The organism is Streptococcus sanguinis (assembly GCF_900475275.1).
In the GTDB taxonomy this organism is placed as follows: Bacteria; Bacillota; Bacilli; order Lactobacillales; family Streptococcaceae; genus Streptococcus; species Streptococcus sanguinis_N.
In genome coordinates this window covers 1,912,164-1,930,767 of record NZ_LS483364.1, presented here as the reverse complement: position 1 = coordinate 1,930,767, position 18,604 = coordinate 1,912,164, and the positions used below count along the sequence as shown (strand labels likewise).

Genomic DNA, 18,604 nt, shown 5'->3' with positions numbered 1-18,604 from the left:
TTTATCGGATGAAACAGTCATTCTTTTATAATGGTTGACAGATTAGAAAGTAGCTAGGTATACTATGTTTAAAAAAGAAAGAATGAGATTGCTATGAAATCAAATAAATTGTTATTAGTAAATGGAATTACTGGAATTTTAGGAGGCCTCATCATCCTTTACGCTTCTTCTCAGAGATGGCACTGGGAAATAGTTGCTTTAATTCCCAAGATGGTCGAAAAGTCTGACTGGGGCGTCCTGATCATACTGATCAGCTTGCTGTTTCTTTGCCTTTCCCTAGCTGGAATGGCTCATTATAGTGAAGAGCCAAGAGTCAATAAGATGAGCCATAAGCTTCTCTTTTTCGCCTTTCTTGCAGGAATCATTCCATTTTTGGGGAACTTGGCTGGCGTTCTAGCTATCATATCGGGGATTTTTTATCTTCAAGATGTACCCAAATTCAAGAGCGATGACAAAGCTGACTAACCCATGCTTCCTCCTGCTCGAAAGCCCTCGAAAATTATGATAAAATAAGGAAATGACAAAACCTTAAAAGGAAGCCTTATGAAAAAAATAAATGAATCTTATAAACTAATCGTCTTTGCGGCGCTTGCTCTGGCTCTGGTTCTCTATATCGGGAACATCTGGTCTGGTCTGCAGAGTCTGACTTCGGTTTTTTCACCCATTATATTGGGTGGAGTCCTAGCCTTCATCTTTAATGTCCCGATGAAAAAGCTGGAAGACCTCTTGGACAAATGCCGAGTCCCTCAGAAGTTGCAGCGCGGTTTGGCCTTAGTTTTAGAGGTGCTGATTTTAGTTCTCATTATGACAGGAATTGTTTCTATCGTCGTGCCAACTCTGACCACAGCGGTCAATCAGCTGAGCGCAACAATCGGTAAGGTAGCGCCTCAGGTAGCCAAGTGGCTGCAGCAGTCTGGCTTGCTTTCCTCTAGCCAGCTGAAAGATTTGACCAAGCAGCTGCAAAACAGCGACATTGTCAACCGAGCCATCTCTCTTCTGGGCAGTCTGACAGGCAATATCTCTGCCATCTTTGGCAACTTCTTCTCTGTCATCATGTCTATCTTTCTTATGTTTGCTTTCTTGAGCAGCAAGGAGCATTTGCAGACAATCACTAGCCGTCTCTTGCAAGTCCTGCTTCCTGGGAAGGCTGTGAAACGCCTATCCTATGTCGGTTCTGTCATTGTTGAGACCTATGATAAGTTTCTGATGGGGCAGATGATAGAGGCCGTCATTGTTGGGATTTTAGTCTTTATAGCCTACTCTCTGACAGGCCTGCCTTATGCTGCCCTGACTGGGGTTTTAGCTGGAGTGCTCTCTTTCATTCCCTACATTGGGCCATTCTCAGCCTGTGCTTTGGGAGCTATCTTTATCTTTACCGACAGCCCTTGGAAAGCCCTCCTTTCAATTGCAGTCTTTCAGGGAGTGCAGCTGATTGAGGGCAATGTCATCTATCCGCGCGTGGTCGGCCAATCCGTTGGTCTCCCAACTCTCTTTACCCTAGCCGCCGCCCTGATTGGGGGGAACCTCTTTGGCTTGGTCGGCATGATTTTCTTCACGCCTATCTTTGCAGTTATCTACCGCTTGGTTAGAGAGTTTGTTGTGGAGAAGGAGGAGAGAAATGAGAATGGAGAAGTTGCCTAATTACTTAGACGATAAATTTGCAAAAATAGGAGCTTAATTATGAAATGGACTAAAACACAAACAGTTATTACCTTGGGAGTAGTATTACTATCATCTTTACTGGCTTGGACTCTCTATCTCTACTGCAATAAACAATATTACGGACAATTTCATAAGTATACGGGTAAAGCAAAGATTGATGATTATGAAATGATTGCGGATGGTGCGGGCGCTATTGTCCATTGGGTTTCAACAACCCCAGAAGAAGACAAAAAGATGGCTGAGTTCGGTAGTTATGCTTCTTACAAAATTGACCAAAACAGTTCTCGCTATATTCTGCGGCAGAATGTTAAACTGAAAGAGCTCCCCTTTCGTTTGATGGAAAGACCATCTGACGGTGCCTATTGGACTCTTAGTGTCTATCATATCAATGACAAAAAACTTAAAGAAGAAAAGGAGATAGATCTCTACAAAGTTGTAGAGAATTACAATTCTAATTATTTACCAGCAGAACTAGGAGGAATTTACACTTGGCAAGGTCAAGACTATTTATGGATAGAAATACGAGATTTAGAGAATCCTCAGGAAACAAGGCCGCTTTTCCTCAATTTAAAGAATCGAAAAATGGAAGAAAATGAGATCTTAGCTCAAGACTACGTGAGAAAACCTTTCATAAAGAAAGCGACTAATTGGGACCAAAAATCAAGTGGGATTTATACCACTACTCCTGGTGGAGAAGTTTGGGTAGATAAATCCGTTTTAGGCCAGACTCAATTTGATAGTAGTTCGAAGGCTTACAAGCTTCTAGAAAAAAAAGGAACAACAGTGTATTTATTACACTCGCAGAACAGTGCAGAAGGTTTTAGTAGGGAGGCAGCTGTCTACAGTCTACTTATGCCGGATACTGTGAATGTATATGAAGCTGTGACCATTCCTCAAGAGGTGTCTGTCGACAGTCAGGAGCATATCGTCAACTCTAAAGAAGAGTTTGACAGATACTATGATATTGAAAAGGCTAAAAAGCTGTATCATGAAACAGAGTAAGTAATACAAGATATTATAGAAACCAACGAGATTTTATTCTCGCTGGTTTTTCTTTTTCCAGGGTCATAATTTCTACCTATAGCAAACAATAATTTTAGTCAATAGTATTGCTAGAATGGGGATTTTGGATTGGTTGATGAGGTTGGTTATAGTTTTAGGCTATATCAAACTCTGGGAAATTCCAATTATACAGAGGGGAGATTTTCTGATAAGATAAAATCAAGAAAAATTTTGGAGGACGTTTATGTCAACGACTATCATTGGTTTCCCACGTTTGGGCGAATTCCGCGAATTGAAATTTACAACTGAAAAATACTTTAGACATGAAATCTCAGCAGAAGAGCTTCTGGCTGCGGCCAAAGAGCTACGAGCTAAGCACTGGAATATTGTTAAGGAAAAAGGAATTTCAGAGATTCCGTCAAATGATTTTTCTCACTATGACAATGTACTGGATGCGGCCTTTCTCTTTAACGTGGTACCGTCATCTGTGCAAGGCTTGGAGTTGACTGACTTGGAGCAGTATTTTGCCTTGGCTCGTGGTTATCAGGGCGAAAAAGGAGATGTCCGCGCTCTTCCGATGAAGAAATGGTTCAACACCAACTACCACTATATTGTTCCTAAATTTGAAAAAGAAACCCAAGTCAAGCTTGCAGGTCATAAGATTTTTGATGAATTTGCAGAAGCTAAAGAGTTGGGCTTGGTAACCCGTCCAGTTGTGGTTGGTCCATTCACTCTCCTGCAAGTATCTGACTTTGAAGACGGTGTGGCTCCGGCTGACTTTGTAGATGCACTAGCTGCAGCTTATCAAGAAGTTTTTGCAAAATTAGCAGAGCTGGGCGCAGAGCGTATCCAGCTGGATGAGCCAAGTCTGGTCAAGGATCTGTCAGCAGAAGAAAAAGCTCTCTTCTTGGACCTTTATAAGAAGCTTCTGGCAGACAAGAAAGGTCTTGAAGTCTTGGTTCAAACCTACTTTGGTGATGTTCGTGACATCTATACAGACCTTGTAGACTTGCCAGTAGATGCGATTGGTTTGGACTTTGTCGAAGGCAAGAAAACACTTGAACTTGTCAAAGGTGGTTTCCCAGCTGACAAGACTCTTTATGCGGGTATCGTCAACGGTAAAAACATCTGGCGCAACAACTACGAAAAGAGCTTGGCAGTGCTTGAGCAAATCCCGGCTGAAAATATTGTGTTGACAAGCTCATGTTCACTGCTCCATGTGCCATTTACAACGGCTAACGAAGAATTTGAACCAGCAATCTTGAACCACTTTGCCTTTGCGGTGGAAAAATTGGATGAAATCCGTGACTTGGATGCTATCCGCAATGGCGGCGGTGCAGAAGCACTTGCTGCCAACAAAGAACTCTTTGCGACTGAACGTGTTGGTGAAAATGCCGAACTTCGTGCGCGTATCGCTGGCTTGACAGATGCTGACTACACTCGTTTGCCAGCCTTTGCAGAGCGTGAGGAAATTCAGCACAAGACACTCAATCTGCCACCGTTACCAACTACGACAATTGGCTCCTTCCCTCAAACCAAGGAAGTCCGTGCCAAACGATTGGCCTTCCGCAAGGGCGAATTGTCAGCAGAAGACTATGACAAGTTCTTGGCTGAGCAAATCGATGACTGGATCAAGTGGCAAGAAGAAGTCGGCTTTGACGTGCTGGTGCACGGTGAGTTCGAGCGTAATGACATGGTTGAGTACTTCGGTCAAAACCTGTCAGGTTACCTCTTCTCTAAGAACGGTTGGGTACAATCATACGGTATGCGTGGGGTGAAACCACCAATCATCTGGGGTGATGTTACTCGTCTCAACCCAATCACTGTCAAATGGTCTAGCTATGCGCAAAGCCGTACTGACAAACCTGTTAAGGGTATGCTGACTGGACCTGTTACCATCCTCAACTGGTCATTCCCGCGTGAAGACATCTCTATCAAGGATTCAACTCTTCAAATCGCTCTTGCTATCAAAGATGAAGTACTTGACCTTGAAGCTGCTGGTGTGAAGATTATTCAAATTGACGAGGCTGCTCTTCGTGAGAAATTGCCACTCCGTCGCAGCGACTGGTACGAAGACTACCTTGACTGGGCAATTCCAGCCTTCCGCTTGGTACACTCTACAGTAGCGCCAGATACACAAATCCACACTCACATGTGTTACTCAGAATTTACCGATATCATCCCAGCTATTGACAACATGGATGCGGACGTGATTTCCTTTGAAGCTAGTCGCTCTAACTTGGAAATACTGGATGAGCTTAAGGCTAAGAACTTCCAGACAGAAGTGGGGCCTGGAGTTTACGATATCCACTCACCGCGCGTGCCAAATGAAGGAGAAATTGACCATACGATTGAGGCTATCTTGGCTAAGGTGCCAAGCAGCAAGGTCTGGATCAACCCTGACTGTGGTCTTAAAACTCGTGGTATCCCAGAAACCAAGGCTAGCTTGGTGCGCTTAGTAGAAGCAGCCAAAGCAGCTAGACAACACCTGAAATAATCCTCCTCGAACCTCAAAAATTGATCTTGATGGAGGAACATACTAAAATTGAAGCAGAGCTGACAATCCTGCAGAAGTTGTTCTTCTAGGATTGTCCTCAGCTATCACTACCATCATTGAAAGGAACTTTTTGTTATATGGTTCGTCGTCATACACCTAGTCTCTCATTTGAAGTATTTCCTCCCAATCCGGCAGTAGGCAATGATAAGATTTTTCAGGCGTTGAGAGAGATGCAAGATCTGGCCCCTCACTTTATTAGTGTGACAGCCAGCAATAATAAGTTTGACATTGAGGAGACGACGGTTCGTTTGACTGAGTTCATCGCCAACGACCTCAAGATTCCGACGATTGCTCACTTACCCGCGGTTTATCTGACCAAGGACATGGTGTCCAACATTTTGCAGTCTCTAGATCGGGTTGGTGTCCATCAGATTTTAGCTTTGCGAGGGGATATTTTTCCAGATGTAGCCCCTAAGGATGATTTTACCTATGCGACTGACTTGATCGAATACATCAAGACAGAAGCACCGCATTTTGACATCATCGGAGCCTGCTATCCGGAGGGCCATCCAGATTCGCCAAATCAGATTTCGGATATTCAAAATCTGAAGAAAAAGGTGGATGCTGGCTGTTCTAGCCTGGTGACCCAGCTTTTCTTTGACAATGAGCGCTTTTATGATTTTCAGGACAAGTGTATTTTAGCGGGTATTGAAGTGCCTATCCATGCTGGGATTATGCCGATTCTCAATCGCAATCAGGCTCTGCGCCTGCTCAAGACCTGCGAGAATATCAAGCTTCCGAGAAAATTCCGGGCTATTCTGGATAAGTACGAACATGACCCAGAGTCTCTGAGAGCAGCAGGTTTGGCTTATGCTGTGGATCAAATTGTTGACTTGGTGACTCAGGATGTGGCGGGCATACACCTTTATACTATGAATAACGCTGCAACAGCCTACCATATCTATAAGGCTACCCATGCTCTCTTTAATCATAACCCATCCGTTCAATCTTTTTAAGATGAATGAAGAAACCACTAATCAGATTCAGTTGCTGTTTAGTGGTTTTTTTTTTATAATAAGGATAAAAAAATTATCCAAATCTAAGGAGGAGCTGATGGAGCATTCGCTGACCTTGGTTAAGTCTATGCAGTTTGGGCAAGAAGATTGTTTTTTTGCCTTCTGCGGTTATTCAAAAACGGAAGCCCATCATAGCTTTGGGCCGGCTGTTCGGGATGTTCATGTCATTCATATCGTACTGGAGGGGCGGGGGACTTACTCAGTTGGCAATCAACGCTATGATTTGCAGGAAGGGCAGGGCTTTGTGGTGCCGCCGGGTCAGTCGGTCTTTTATCAGGCTGATGGAGAAGAACCTTGGTCTTATGTCTGGATGGGACTGGGGGGGCGCCTCTTGCCTCCTTATCTGCAGGCTCTGGGCTTACAGTCGGGCCAGTGGTCTTTTGAACTGACTTCTTTGCAGGAATTTAAGGCCTTGGTCTTTGAAAGTCTGGCCTATGAGGGCAGCGGAATAACAGCTGAACTAGCTCTGCAAAGGCAAGTTTATCGCTTCTTAGAACTCTTGTCCCAACGTCTTAAGCAGACATCCTTAATCACGGAAAGCCGTCGGGTCAATCCTTATGTCCAGCAGGTTTTGGAACTGCTGAGCAGTCATCTGCCAGAAAATTTATCTGTGCAGGCGTTGGCGCAGAAATTGGCTCTGCACCCTTCCTACCTATCTCGGCTTTTCAAGGATGAAGTAGGCAAGGGGATTAAGGAGTACAGCAATGACTTGCGACTCAATATGGCCGCTGATCTACTGACGAGCAGTCAGCTTTCGGTGGAAGAGATTGCCAGTAAGACAGGTTTTGCCGGAATACAGAGCTTTTCAAAAGCCTTCAAGAAGGCGCGTGGCCAGTCGCCTTTGAATTTTCGCAAGGCTAGCTCTCATCTGGGGCAGGAGCTGTAAAAAGTCACATTTGGATAAATAATACTAGAAAGAAAGGCTTACCAAAAGGGGTGGCCTTTTTTATAATGAAAGGAGAAGTATGATTAGAGACAGCGAAAGGAGAAGGTCATGAATAAGGCGAATATTTTGTTTAAGGAAGAATGCCGGCAATTTCATCTGACTAATGGCGAGATTTCTTATATCTTTCGGGTTTATGAGGATGGTAAACTCTTGCAGCTTTACTACGGAGTGGTGGTACCAGAGCGGGATTATTCTTATTTGGTGGAGCTGCAGCATCGGCCCATGACGACCTATCGGAAAGAAGGAGATTTACGCTATTCTTTGGAGCATGTGCGGCAGGAATTTCCAGAATACGGCACGACAGATTTTCGTCATCCCGCTATCTGTCTGCGGCAGGAAAATGGCTTGCGTATTACTGATTTTGTCTATGTCAGTCATCAGATAGTAGATGGTAAGCCTGCTTTAGAGGGGCTGCCCGCTACTTATACAGAGACTCAAACGGAGGCTAAGACTCTTATTCTAACCCTACGAGATGAGGTGACAGAAGTAGAAGTTCAGCTGTTTTATACGATTTTTGCTGATTGGCCGGTTATCACTCGCTCCAGCAAAGTGATTAATCAAGGCAGGGAAACTTGCTACTTGGAATCCCTAGCTAGTCTGTCGCTTGATCTGCCAGATGCTGATTATGACTGGCTGCAGTTATCAGGGGCATGGGCCCGGGAACGCCATATCAAGGAGCGCCCGCTTCAGCAGGGGATTCAGTCTATTGAGTCAACCCGCGGCATTTCCAGTCCCCACCACAATCCTTTTGTGGCTCTTAAGCGACCGGAAACGACTGAATTTTCAGGTCCAGTACTAGGAACGGCCTTGGTGTATTCAGGTAATTTTCTCATTCAGGCTGAGGTGGATACCTATGATGTGACCCGGTTGCAGCTAGCCATCAATCCTTTTGGTTTTGAGTGGAAGCTGGCTGCAGGCCAGTCCTTTACCAGTCCAGAAGCTCTGCTAGTATATTCTGAGCGGGGCCTCAACGGCATGAGTCAAGTCTTTCATCAGCTATTTCGTCGACGCCTAGCTAGGGGCTACTGGCGCGAGCGAGCGCGTCCTGTTCTCATCAATAACTGGGAAGCTACCTATTTTGACTTTAGTGAGAATCAGCTGCTGGAGCTTGCTGAAAAGGCTCAAGATGTAGGAGTGGAGCTCTTTGTGCTAGATGACGGATGGTTTGGCCAGCGGACTAACGATCGCGCTGGGCTGGGGGATTGGTTTGTCAATCCAGAAAGGCTGCCGAAGGGGCTGGGCTCGCTAGCAGAGCGTATTCACGGTTTGGGCATGCAGTTTGGTCTTTGGTTTGAGCCGGAAATGGTCAATAAGGACAGCCAACTCTACCGAACTCATCCTGACTGGCTGCTGGCAGTGCCAGATAGACAGCCCCACCATGGTCGGAACCAGTTTGTTTTGGACTATTCTCGGCCGGAAGTAGTGGATGAGATTTTTGAGCGTCTATCAGCGGTTATCGAGGAAGCGCAGCTGGATTATATCAAATGGGATATGAATCGCCCTCTGACGGATGTCTTCTCAGCTGCCTGGCCAGCCGATCAGCAAGGAGAGATTTTTCACCGCTATGTCTTGGGTGTTTATGACTTGTATGAGCGTTTAATCAGTCGGTATCCGAGACTGTTATTTGAGTCCTGCTCTTCAGGTGGAGGCCGCTTTGATCCAGGTATGCTCTATTATGCTCCTCAGGCTTGGACTAGTGATGATTCGGATGCTATCGAGCGCTTGAAAATCCAGTACGGGACTAGCCTTCTCTATCCGCTTTCGTCTATGGGGGCTCATGTCTCCATCGTGCCCAATCACCAGACCAACCGTCTGACTCCGTTGAAGACGCGGGGCAATGTCGCCTTTTTCGGTTCCTTTGGCTATGAGCTGGATCTTAATCAGCTAAGCCCAGAGGAATTGGCTGAAGTCAGGGAACAGATAGCTTTTTACAAGCGCCATCGAGATCTGATTCATAATGGAACTTTTTATCGACTGCGGTCGCCATTTAAGGGAGATGGACAGACAGCTTGGATGGTTGTCAGTCAGGATCAGAACACTGCACTTTTAGGCACTTTCAAGGCCCTCAATCAAGTCAATCGCTCTCATCAGCGTTTGCAACTGAAAGGACTGGCTGCGGATAAGGTCTATCGGCTAGAGGGGCGTGCCTATACGGGGGCTGAGCTTATGCGAGTTGGGCTGGTCACCACGGACGCTTCCAGCGGTCAGCTTCTGGAGGATTCTGAGCAAAAGCCGAGCTATGACTTTGATTCTAAACTCTGGCTATTTGAAGCAGAAGATGAGTAGATAAGATGGGGAATAAAAAGAGCAGAAGGAACAAGCTGATTAAAAGCTGTCCTTCTTGCTTTTTCCTCTGAGAAAAAAAGGATAGTACCATTATCTCTGATAATTCTATAGGAAAAGGCTTTCAAAAAGGTATATAATAGGGTGAAGCTTTTATAAAATAAAGCTGGGTCATAATGGGAGAATTTGTAATAATTGAAGAAAGCATTCAGCAAATGCGAGGAAGAGGAAGTTTTATGACGAGAAAAATCATCTTTCTGGATGTGGATGGGACCCTCATCGACTATGATAATCATATACCGGAGTCTGCTGTGGTTGCCATTCGACGGGCGCGGGAAAAGGGACATCTGGTCTATGTCTGCACAGGTCGCAGCAAGGCTGAGATGCCGCCGGAAATTTGGGATATTGGCTTTGATGGCATGATTGGTGGCAACGGTTCTTATGTGGAGCATAAGGGTCAGGTTATTCTGCACCAGCTGATTCCGCGAGATGTCGCTAAAAGGCTAGTTGACTGGCTTCAAGAGCGGGGGCTAGAGTTTTACCTAGAGAGTAATAACGGCCTCTTTGCAAGCAGGGGCTTCCGTGAAGCGGCACGACCAGTGCTTCGGACCTATGTACTTGGAAAAGGTGCCAAGCCAGAAGAAGTAGTAAATATGGAGGCCGAAGAAGCTCTTCACGGCTTGGTCTATGGAGGAGAGCTCTATCGGGACGACCTGAACAAAGTCAGCTTTATTCTCAGAAGCTACCAAGACCATCTGGACTCTAAGGTAGCTTTTCCTGAGCTCAAGGCGGGTACTTGGGGAGGCAAGGGTGAGCATGCTCTCTTTGGTGATTTAGGAGTCAAAGATATTACCAAGGCGCATGCCATTGAGGTTCTCCTGAAGCATCTTCATGCTGACAGAGCAGATACTCTGGCTTTTGGCGATGCCAAGGTTGATATTCCTATGCTGAACTATTGTCAGGTCGGGGTTGCTATGGGAAATGGCGGAGCGGAAATCAAGGCCATGGCCGATATGGTGACAGATTCGGTCAGTCAGGACGGTCTCTACAAGGCCTTTGAAAAGTTAGAACTCATCTAAAGGAGATATGAATGATGGCAAAAACTCTTTATCTGATGCGGCATGGCCAAACGCTTTTCAACCTACGCCATAAGGTGCAGGGCTGGTGTGATGCTCCTCTGACCGATTTTGGCATCTATCAGGCCAAGGTGGCAGGGCAATATTTTAAGGATGCAGGAATTACTTTTGACGATGCTTATAGCTCTACTCAAGAGCGAGCCTGTGATACCTTGGAATTGGTAACAGACGGTAAGATTCCCTATAAACGTGTCAAGGGACTCAAGGAGTGGAACTTCGGCACCTTTGAAGGGGAAAGCGAAGACCTCAATCCACCCCTGCCTTATGGAGATTTCTTTGTTACCTATGGGGGTGAATCACAAGATCAAGTGCAGGAGCGTATGGCAACGACCATTCTTCAGCTCATGCAGGAGACGGATGGTCAGTCTGTGCTCATGGTCTCCCATGGCGGAGCTATGGCCAATTTTGCCAGAGCTTGGCAGAAAAACTGGCGTCTGGATGATTTGGGTCACATGACCAACTGTGGTATCTTGAAGTTTACTTTTGAAGATGACCAATTTTACCTAGAAGAGGCCATTGGCCACGATTTTAGCGATTGGGAGGGAAAATGAAAGATTTATATTTAATGCGGCACGGCCAGACTTTTTTCAACCAAGAAGGCTTGGTGCAGGGAGCTTGCGATTCTCCTTTGACAGAACTGGGGCAGGAACAGGCCCGGCAGGCAGGAGCTTATTTGAAAGAGCGGTGCATTCGTTTTGGTCAGCTCTACTCGTCCACCCAGGAGCGAGCTTCTGATACCTTGGAACTTGTCTCCGGCCGGTCCGACTATACTCGCCTTAAGGGCATTAAAGAATGGAACTTTGGTCTCTTTGAAGCCCAGCCTGAACGCCTGCAGCCGAAATTTCGACCAGGAGCCACCTCATTTGAAGACCTATTCGTCCCTTACGGTGGAGAAGGTGTGGACCAAGTCGGTGAGCGTGTGCTAATCACTCTGACTGAGGTTATGGAGAAGGCAGGAGCAGAGCCAGTCTTAGCTGTTAGCCACGGCGGTGCCATGTGGGCCTTCTATCTCAAGATTGCAGCCCAAGCTCTGGATCCTAAGGTGCGCTTTGGCAACTGCGCCATCTGCCATTACCAATATGAGCAGGGACACTTTAAGCTGGCAGAAGTCATTGATCCGCTGACGGGTAGTGTGTATGAGTGTGAATGAAGAAGCAGAGTATTCATCATAATGAGAGTTCAGAAAGATTATCACTACATTAAAAACCTCAGGTTTTCTGAGGTTTTTTGGTTTATACTTGACTGTAGGTTTCACGACGACTTAGTCTTGTATCTTCTTTTTTGCTGGATATTGGCTGTGCCTGGATTTCTTTATTCCATTCACTTCGAGTAAAGACCATGGAGAGTAGTGCCAGAGCCGCAAAGGCTGCTCCTACGTACCAGTAGGGCATATCCAGCGTCGTGGATCGGCCAGATAGATTGACGATGCCACGAAAGAGCATGCCGGCTGTCATAATGGCTACAGCTGAGTTCCAGAGATTGAGGCTGAGCCGAGAGAGATTAGGGATGACCTTCATAAAGAGCAGGAGGAGAATGCCGCCTGCTAGAGGAATGGCAAAGAGGTAGTGCATGTGGCTAGATGTTTCGCCGAAGCTGAAAGATTCATAGATTCTGCTGAAAGCAAAGAAGAAAATAGTTAATAGTGTGTAGATAAGGGCTGTTTTTCTAAAACGTTTTTTGCTGGGATTAGTAACCGATGTAGACAATATCACTCACCGACCTTTCTGAGATAGTATTTCCGTTGGTTGTAGGTTTGTTAATGACCTGACCGTTAAAGTAAAGTGTAGAGGACCCCCCGCCGTCGAGGTTGTATGCGGTCTTAACACCATAAGATTTCATGATTTCTGCCATCTGGTAGAGGGAAAGCCCCTCGCTTTCTGAGGTGCGTCCGTCTGAAACGATGATGATGTAGTGGTTTTCATCAATGATACCGATAGCTGTCCGAGGATTGGAAGACATGGACTGGCCGACTTCGGAGTTGGTATCAACGACAATCTCACCATTTTCTACAAGAGATGGGCCGAAGGCCAAGAGATTGACCACGCCGTCTTTGACCAGTTGATCAGCAGAGACTTGGTCTTCATAGATAATCTTGAAGGAGCCGTCTTTGTAAATAGCCAAATCACCATTGCTGGAGTCTTCTCGGACGGTATCGCGGTAGACGACGCCATTGCGGATGACATAGCCAGTTGTGTTGGCTCCATAGTAGTCGCCATTGACAGCTAGGATGGCATTGTTGTTGGCGGCCGTTTCTGAGGTCTTGGCGGTGACATTGTTTCCGTAAGTGTTTTGGGCAAAGGCCGTTTTTAGGTATTCTGATGAGCTAACGGTCACATCAGCGATGTAGACTTGGGTGTTGCTGACGGTCTTTTTAGTTAGCGTAACCGAGATGTTGTCGTCTGAATAGCTGGTATCCGTCACAGTCGCTGTTTCGGCAGCCTTGCTGGCAGCCTTGGCATTGGACGACGAACTCGTACTTGAAACCGTGGAAATGGTCTCTGCGATGACAAAGGTTTTCAGCATGGAGTAGCTGAAGGAAGCTGTCAGAAGCAGCCCGAAAATGGAGGCGTAGGCATAGCGTTTCTTTAAAAATTTCATGATGCGGTGTGTGTCCTTTCCTTAAAAATAAATCTCTTTTGGACCATCCAGGAGACGGTGAAGAGTAAGATGCCGACGATGATTTTGACAATCAGAAGATTGAGACCAAAGACAGCATAGAAGAGGCGAATCAGCAGTGTGTCTAGGATAAAGAGCACTACAGCTAGGCTGAAATAGCCAGTTCCTGTCTTGAGTATACTATCGTCGTTCTTAAAGACCAGCTTTTTATTAGTCGAATAGTTAAAGATTGAGCTGGTCACACGAGCAATCTCATTTGCGAGAAGAATTCTCAGGCTGGTCGGCACAGCAGCTAAAAACAAGAGAGCCAGTGCGTAGACAATGTAGTCCACGACGAAGCTGCTGAGAGAAGTCAGGGCAAATTTGAATATATTTTTATAAATCATGAGCCCATCCCGAATCGGCCGGAAGTGCGAGCCTTGATTGTCATTGATATAGACCGTCTCAATAGGCACTTCCAAAATGGGATATTCCTTGCTGGCTTCTAAGAGCATGTTCATTTCATACTCATAGCGCTGCCCCTCTACCTTTAGCATAAATGGAATCATGTTGGTCGTAAAGGCTCGCAAGCCTGTCTGAGTATCGGAGACACCCACGCCAGTCTGAAGCTTGAAGAGAGCCCGAGTCAGACTATTACCGAAGCGGCTGCGTAGGGGCACCTTGCCAGTAAAGGCGCGTGCTCCCAGAATCAGCTGATTGGGATTTTCAGAAGCCTTGGTCGCTACACGGAAAATATCCCAGGCCTTGTGCTGGCCATCCGCATCTGCTGTTACAACCGTTCCATAGTTCTTCAGTGTCTGGATAAAGGTAAAAGCAGTTTTCAGCGCTTGCCCTTTGCCTTGATTGACCTGATGACGGAGCACGGTCGCGTATTGCTCTGCCTGCTCAAAGACTATCTGGCATTTGGAAGAGCTGCCGTCATCGATAACAATGATATGAAAATCACTTTTATGGTGAATTTTTTTTATCAGCTTAATAAGATTATAATCAGGCTCATAGGCCGGAATCACTAGATAATCCATATCCATACCTCTTTCTTAGATGATTTGTAGAAAGTATACAGACTGCGGCTTAAAAATTCCTAATATAAGTTAGTTTTAAGAAAATGTTAACATTTCTTTAAGGAAAGAGCAGAGAAAGAAGAGGATGGAAGATGTTGGTGGGGAGAGGATTAGAGGTGTTTTTTGTGAAATGGATGATAGAGTATAGCAAAGTGGTTATGTAGATATCTCTAAAAATAGGTCATAACTATTTTCGCAATTGCTTGGTATGTCTTAAATGTAGAATGTTAAGAAAATATATTCCTGAATACCCCAAAAAAACGACCCTAACGGTCGTTTTTTTGCATTATTCCACTTCCAATTCTTCTTGATCAATTTTATGGGCTGTTCGGTAGGCTTGGTAAAAGATAAAGACAGCTAGAGCCGTCATAGCCGGTACGATGATTGGGATATCTGTTTCGATAGCAGTCAGCGGTGAGTTCCAGAAGAAGTGGAGAACGAAGGCTGCTAGGAAGTAGAAGAGCCCCACTCGGAAATAATTTTTCTGAGTTTTGGCATAGCGTAGCATGAGAGCTAGACCGAGAGTGGTTAGGGCGGTGTAGAGCCAGTGAGAGGCGACGCCACCAGTGATGCGGCCTAGAATACCAGAGATAGTGAAGGAGAAGCCTTCGGGCAGGTCAGAGAGGATATAAGAGAAGTCCTCACTAATCTGAAAGCCCATGCCAGCCGTAATACCCAGCATCAAGAAAGATTTGAGCTTTTTGACTGGGACTAGATAGACAGCGAAGGCAACTGCCAACAGCTTGAGGGGTTCTTCAACCAGCGGAGCTGCGATGGCATTTTCTAGGTCGCTGAGCAAGGTGTTTGGGAAGCTGGTGCTGACCCATTCGTGGATATAGGTGTTGGCCAAGCCAGAGGTCCAGCCAGAAATGAAAAGGCCACCTAGCAGAGCTACCCCAAGGCTAAGTCCAGGAGTCTGCCATTTTTTACCCAGTTGGCGAATCAAGAGCAGGGCAGGAATGATATAGAGTAAGGCCAAGAGGGCTGATAGTCCGACAATCCCATAGGAAGCGCCTGACATACTGCCAGTTGTATAGGCTTGTGTCTCGTATTCTAAGCCAATCGCGCTCAGAAGGAGAAAAATGAAAAGAACAATATTTTTCTTCATAAGTAACTTTCTAAAATTTTATTTTCATCCTAGTATAACAAAAAAATCCTAAATAAAACCAATTTAAAAACTGGAAATTAAGGGCTAGTATAATACTTTACTTGCCAAACTGTCTCTTTTTGTTTATATTAGTTCTATAAGGTTTCTTGGAGGCGTTTGCATGACGAAAAATCAGTTGAGGTTGAAATTGCTGGGAAGTCCGAGTGTCTTTCTCAATCAGGAGGAAGTCTTTTTTCCTTTTGCCAAAATCAATGCTCTGCTTTACTATCTTTACATCAATGGAGCAGTCAATCGGGAGGAGATTGCAGGAATCCTCTGGGAAAACAAGGATAATCAGACCGCCAAAAAGAATTTGCGCAATACCATTTATCAAGCTAACAAGTTACTAGGTGGGGAATGGATTGTCGCTCCCAACCGGACTGTGCTGTCGCTTAATCCCGAGTGTATGATTGAAAGTGATGTAGAACGCTTCACGGATCATCCTGCGGAGCATCTGTCGCTCTATCAGGGGGATTTTCTGCAGGGCTTCTATCTCAAGGACAGTGAGGCCTTTGATTACTGGGTGTCTAAGATGCGGACGCGATATGAGCAGCTTTATATCCAAGCCTGCTACCAACAGCTGGAAACAGAAAAAGACCAGCTGGATTTGGAAGAGGCTGAGCGGAATTTGCGCCGCTTGATCAGCATTGATGAGTTTGATGAGAAGAACTACCATCTGCTCATGAAGCTCTATCAGGATAATGATCGGCCTGGTAAGGTGATTGAGACTTATTATAAATTGGTCAATATTTTGGATAAGGAACTGGGCATTAGTCCTACGGAACCTATCCAGCAACTATATCATGAGGTGCTTGCCAAGGACCGGAGCGAGCGCAAGACTAAGCAGTTTCTGCGCAATACGGACCACTTTTTCGGGCGGGTTGATGAAATCAAGCGCTTGGAATCTTACTTTTCTAAGGTGATAGAGACTCAGGAGGCGCGTGCTCTTGTCCTAGTCGGTGGTACTGGTATCGGAAAGCGGACAGTGACTCGTCAAGTACTGGCCAATCAGACCAAGTATTTCCAGATTGTCATGGCTGAGTGCTTTAAGGAAGAGATGAAGGCAGAGCTGCAGCCTTGGCGTGGCTTGCTGGACGGCCTGGGCGACTTGGTTATTCAGCACCAGATTCTTTCTATCAGCCAGTGGCAGGTCATTTTGGAGAGTTATTTTCCTATTTTGACAGGCGGCACTTCTGGTCGTCAGTTGGATGCGGACAAGCTGGCTCAGTTTGTGGTGGATATTCTGCAGAAGATTTCTAAGAAAAAAGCTTTGATAATCTTAATTGAGGACTGTCACTGGATGGATGAGGCCAGCGTTGCTGTCTTGGAGCAAGTTATGAATCATTTGACCGGCTATCCTGTGGCCTTTGTGCTGACCAAGCATCTGAGCACCCCTTCTTATTTGGAACATTTTTTCAATCACCTGCTGGTTCGCAATAAGCTAGGCTTTATTGAGCTGCAGCCGCTGAATTTTAAGGATAGTGCAGCTTACTTGCAAGCCCAGACAGGTCAGTTAGCCATACCTGAAGAAGGCTTTGAGGATATTTATCGGGTCAGTCAAGGCATCCCTTTCTTCCTATCGGAATACGCTGAGCAGCTCCTGCGAGGCGAGAAGTTTCATCCGCTGACCCCGGCCATCAAGGCTAAGCTGTCTCTGAAGCTGGATTACCTGAGCAGTCAAGAGGAGGAGTTGGTGGACTGTCTGGCTTGCTTTAGGGGTCCTGCATCGGTTTCGCTCTTAGCCAGGCTATTAGGCCTGCCGATGGAAGAAGTGGTCGAAATCACTGAGGAGTTTGGACAGAAGGAGCTCTTGATAGAAGAGGAGCAGGGCGAGGAATTGGTAGTGTGGTTCAGCCAGGAGCTTCTGAGAATCTACGCCTATGAGCGTTTATCGCTTGCCAAGAAGCGAATGCTGCATCACCAGATTGCCCAAGGTATGGAAGACCAGCTGGGAGACTCTCTCTATCATGCCCAGCTGCTCAATGAAATCGCCTATCACTACAAGCTGTCCAAGCAGCCGATTAAGTCTCTGGAGTACGAGCTGCATTATCTCGAGGCTACTCTGAAGTTTCATCACGAGCTCTTTCCGATTTACTCGCGGGAGTTTGGCTTTATTGAAAAGACGGATGATAGCAATCAGTCAGCGGTTTTAGACCAGTTTGACCGTATCCGTCGGGAGATAGAGGGCTTAGAGAGAAAACACCAGAATCACAAGGATTTTCAGCTATTGGTTCTCCGCTTTCTCTATCTAGAAGGGCGCTATGCTATCCGGACAGGGGATTACCAGCAGGGGATGGACAATATCCAGCAGGTGATTGCTTCGGCCAAGGAGCTGCAGCAGATGGATTTTCTCCTAGAAGGCTATCGGCAGATGATTTACTACTGTATCCAGACGGAGAATATCCCTGAGATGCGCTACTATACGGAGCTGGCTCTGGATGCTTCGGTCCAGGCCAACAATCACGAGGCCATTGCTATCAACCTCCGACTCAAGGGGCTCTATCATCTCATGATTGGAGATGAGGAGCAGTCGCTTCACCATCTCTACCAGTCTATTGATTGTTTCAGCTTGACGGCTTCGCTGCGTTCCAAGTACTCGATTCAGATTGCAGCGGCTCTAGACTACTTGGCGGAGATTGAGCAGATTCGCGGGAATTTCACGGCATCTCTGGCTCATCAAAAAGAGGCCATTAAGCTGACGGAAAATAAAACAGCAGAGCCTTCGATTTTTGCTTTCTACATCGGCTTGGGTATGACTTACTATCAGCTGAAAGATTATGAACAGGCGGAGCGGATTTTCCTCAAGGCGAAAACAGCTCTGAAGTCCCTTAGCTTTCCTTGGAAAGAGACCCAGTTAGAAGTTTATTTGGCCTTGATTGGCTGTGAGAAGAGAGATTATCAACCGGTGCTTGATCTTCTGCGGAAAAAGGATGGACTCATCAGTCGCTACGGAAATCCACGGGACAAGGGGCTGATTTACTATCTGATGGCTATGATTAAGTATCGCCTGCTGACTGGCAGCTTGCAGGAAGCAGACTTTGAAGACTTGCTGAATCAGGACTTTGAGACCTACTATGAAACGGCCAAAAGCCAGCTCAATCCCTACCGGGATCGTCATCAGCTAAAAGAATTAGAAAACTTACGCCTGAGTTTATCTCAGGCATTAAACACAAAATAA

15 protein-coding genes are annotated in these 18,604 nt (G+C 46.0%); 11 read left to right on the top strand and 4 right to left on the bottom strand.

The window, feature by feature from the left end; genetic code table 11:
- Nucleotides 1–93 precede the first annotated feature (93 nt).
- The 10 genes from DQM55_RS09610 (at nt 94) to DQM55_RS09565 (ending at nt 11,752) form a co-directional block, all read left to right on the top strand.
- Nucleotides 94–465 (top strand): insulin activator factor, encoded by a 372-nt coding sequence (locus DQM55_RS09610; protein ID WP_111676466.1) that lies wholly within the window; start codon nt 94–96, stop codon nt 463–465.
- A gap of 78 nt (nt 466–543) precedes the next feature.
- Nucleotides 544–1,641 (top strand): AI-2E family transporter, encoded by a 1,098-nt coding sequence (locus tag DQM55_RS09605; protein ID WP_111676464.1) that lies wholly within the window; start codon nt 544–546, stop codon nt 1,639–1,641.
- A gap of 39 nt (nt 1,642–1,680) precedes the next feature.
- Complete coding sequence (locus tag DQM55_RS09600; RefSeq protein ID WP_111676462.1) at nt 1,681–2,664, top strand: hypothetical protein; 984 nt, start codon at nt 1,681–1,683, stop codon at nt 2,662–2,664.
- 244 nt (nt 2,665–2,908) lie between these two features.
- A complete protein-coding gene (gene metE / locus DQM55_RS09595; protein ID WP_111676460.1) occupies nt 2,909–5,161 on the top strand; it encodes a 5-methyltetrahydropteroyltriglutamate--homocysteine S-methyltransferase in 2,253 nt (750 codons plus the stop codon).
- A 137-nt stretch (nt 5,162–5,298) separates the two neighbouring features.
- A complete protein-coding gene (gene metF, locus DQM55_RS09590) occupies nt 5,299–6,177 on the top strand; it encodes a methylenetetrahydrofolate reductase [NAD(P)H] (protein ID WP_002896521.1) in 879 nt (292 codons plus the stop codon).
- A 1-nt stretch (nt 6,178) separates the two neighbouring features.
- Complete coding sequence (locus DQM55_RS09585; RefSeq protein ID WP_172454789.1) at nt 6,179–7,123, top strand: AraC family transcriptional regulator; 945 nt, start codon at nt 6,179–6,181, stop codon at nt 7,121–7,123.
- Between the two features lie 108 nt (nt 7,124–7,231).
- A complete protein-coding gene (locus DQM55_RS09580) occupies nt 7,232–9,469 on the top strand; it encodes an alpha-galactosidase (RefSeq protein WP_111676456.1) in 2,238 nt (745 codons plus the stop codon).
- Between the two features lie 173 nt (nt 9,470–9,642).
- On the top strand, nt 9,643–10,545 hold the full coding sequence (locus tag DQM55_RS09575) for an HAD family hydrolase (RefSeq protein WP_111676454.1): 903 nt from the start codon (nt 9,643–9,645) through the stop codon (nt 10,543–10,545).
- A gap of 11 nt (nt 10,546–10,556) precedes the next feature.
- Entirely contained in the window at nt 10,557–11,153 is a 597-nt protein-coding gene (locus tag DQM55_RS09570) for a histidine phosphatase family protein (protein WP_111676452.1), read from the top strand.
- Nucleotides 11,150–11,752 (top strand): histidine phosphatase family protein, encoded by a 603-nt coding sequence (locus DQM55_RS09565; protein ID WP_002929265.1) that lies wholly within the window; start codon nt 11,150–11,152, stop codon nt 11,750–11,752. Before DQM55_RS09570 ends, DQM55_RS09565 begins: the two co-directional genes overlap by 4 nt.
- Nucleotides 11,753–11,834: 82 nt before the next feature.
- Here DQM55_RS09565 and DQM55_RS09560 read toward each other — a convergent pair whose 3' ends face one another.
- From DQM55_RS09560 to DQM55_RS09545, 4 genes are all read right to left on the bottom strand, one after another.
- Nucleotides 11,835–12,308, bottom strand: a complete 474-nt coding sequence (locus DQM55_RS09560; RefSeq protein ID WP_172454765.1) for a hypothetical protein — start codon at nt 12,306–12,308, stop codon at nt 11,835–11,837.
- Nucleotides 12,289–13,200 (bottom strand): phosphodiester glycosidase family protein, encoded by a 912-nt coding sequence (locus DQM55_RS09555; RefSeq protein ID WP_111676448.1) that lies wholly within the window; start codon nt 13,198–13,200, stop codon nt 12,289–12,291. The genes DQM55_RS09560 and DQM55_RS09555 overlap by 20 nt, the downstream gene beginning before the upstream one ends.
- The gene (locus DQM55_RS09550) at nt 13,197–14,246 is read right to left on the bottom strand and encodes a bifunctional glycosyltransferase family 2/GtrA family protein (RefSeq protein ID WP_111676447.1); all 1,050 of its coding nucleotides are present in this window, start codon (nt 14,244–14,246) and stop codon (nt 13,197–13,199) included. The genes DQM55_RS09555 and DQM55_RS09550 overlap by 4 nt, the downstream gene beginning before the upstream one ends.
- Nucleotides 14,247–14,565: 319 nt before the next feature.
- Entirely contained in the window at nt 14,566–15,387 is an 822-nt protein-coding gene (locus DQM55_RS09545; protein ID WP_111676445.1) for a PrsW family intramembrane metalloprotease, read from the bottom strand.
- Between the two features lie 160 nt (nt 15,388–15,547).
- Here DQM55_RS09545 and DQM55_RS09540 point away from each other — a divergent pair, with 160 nt between their 5' ends.
- Complete coding sequence (locus DQM55_RS09540; protein WP_111676443.1) at nt 15,548–18,604, top strand: AAA family ATPase; 3,057 nt, start codon at nt 15,548–15,550, stop codon at nt 18,602–18,604.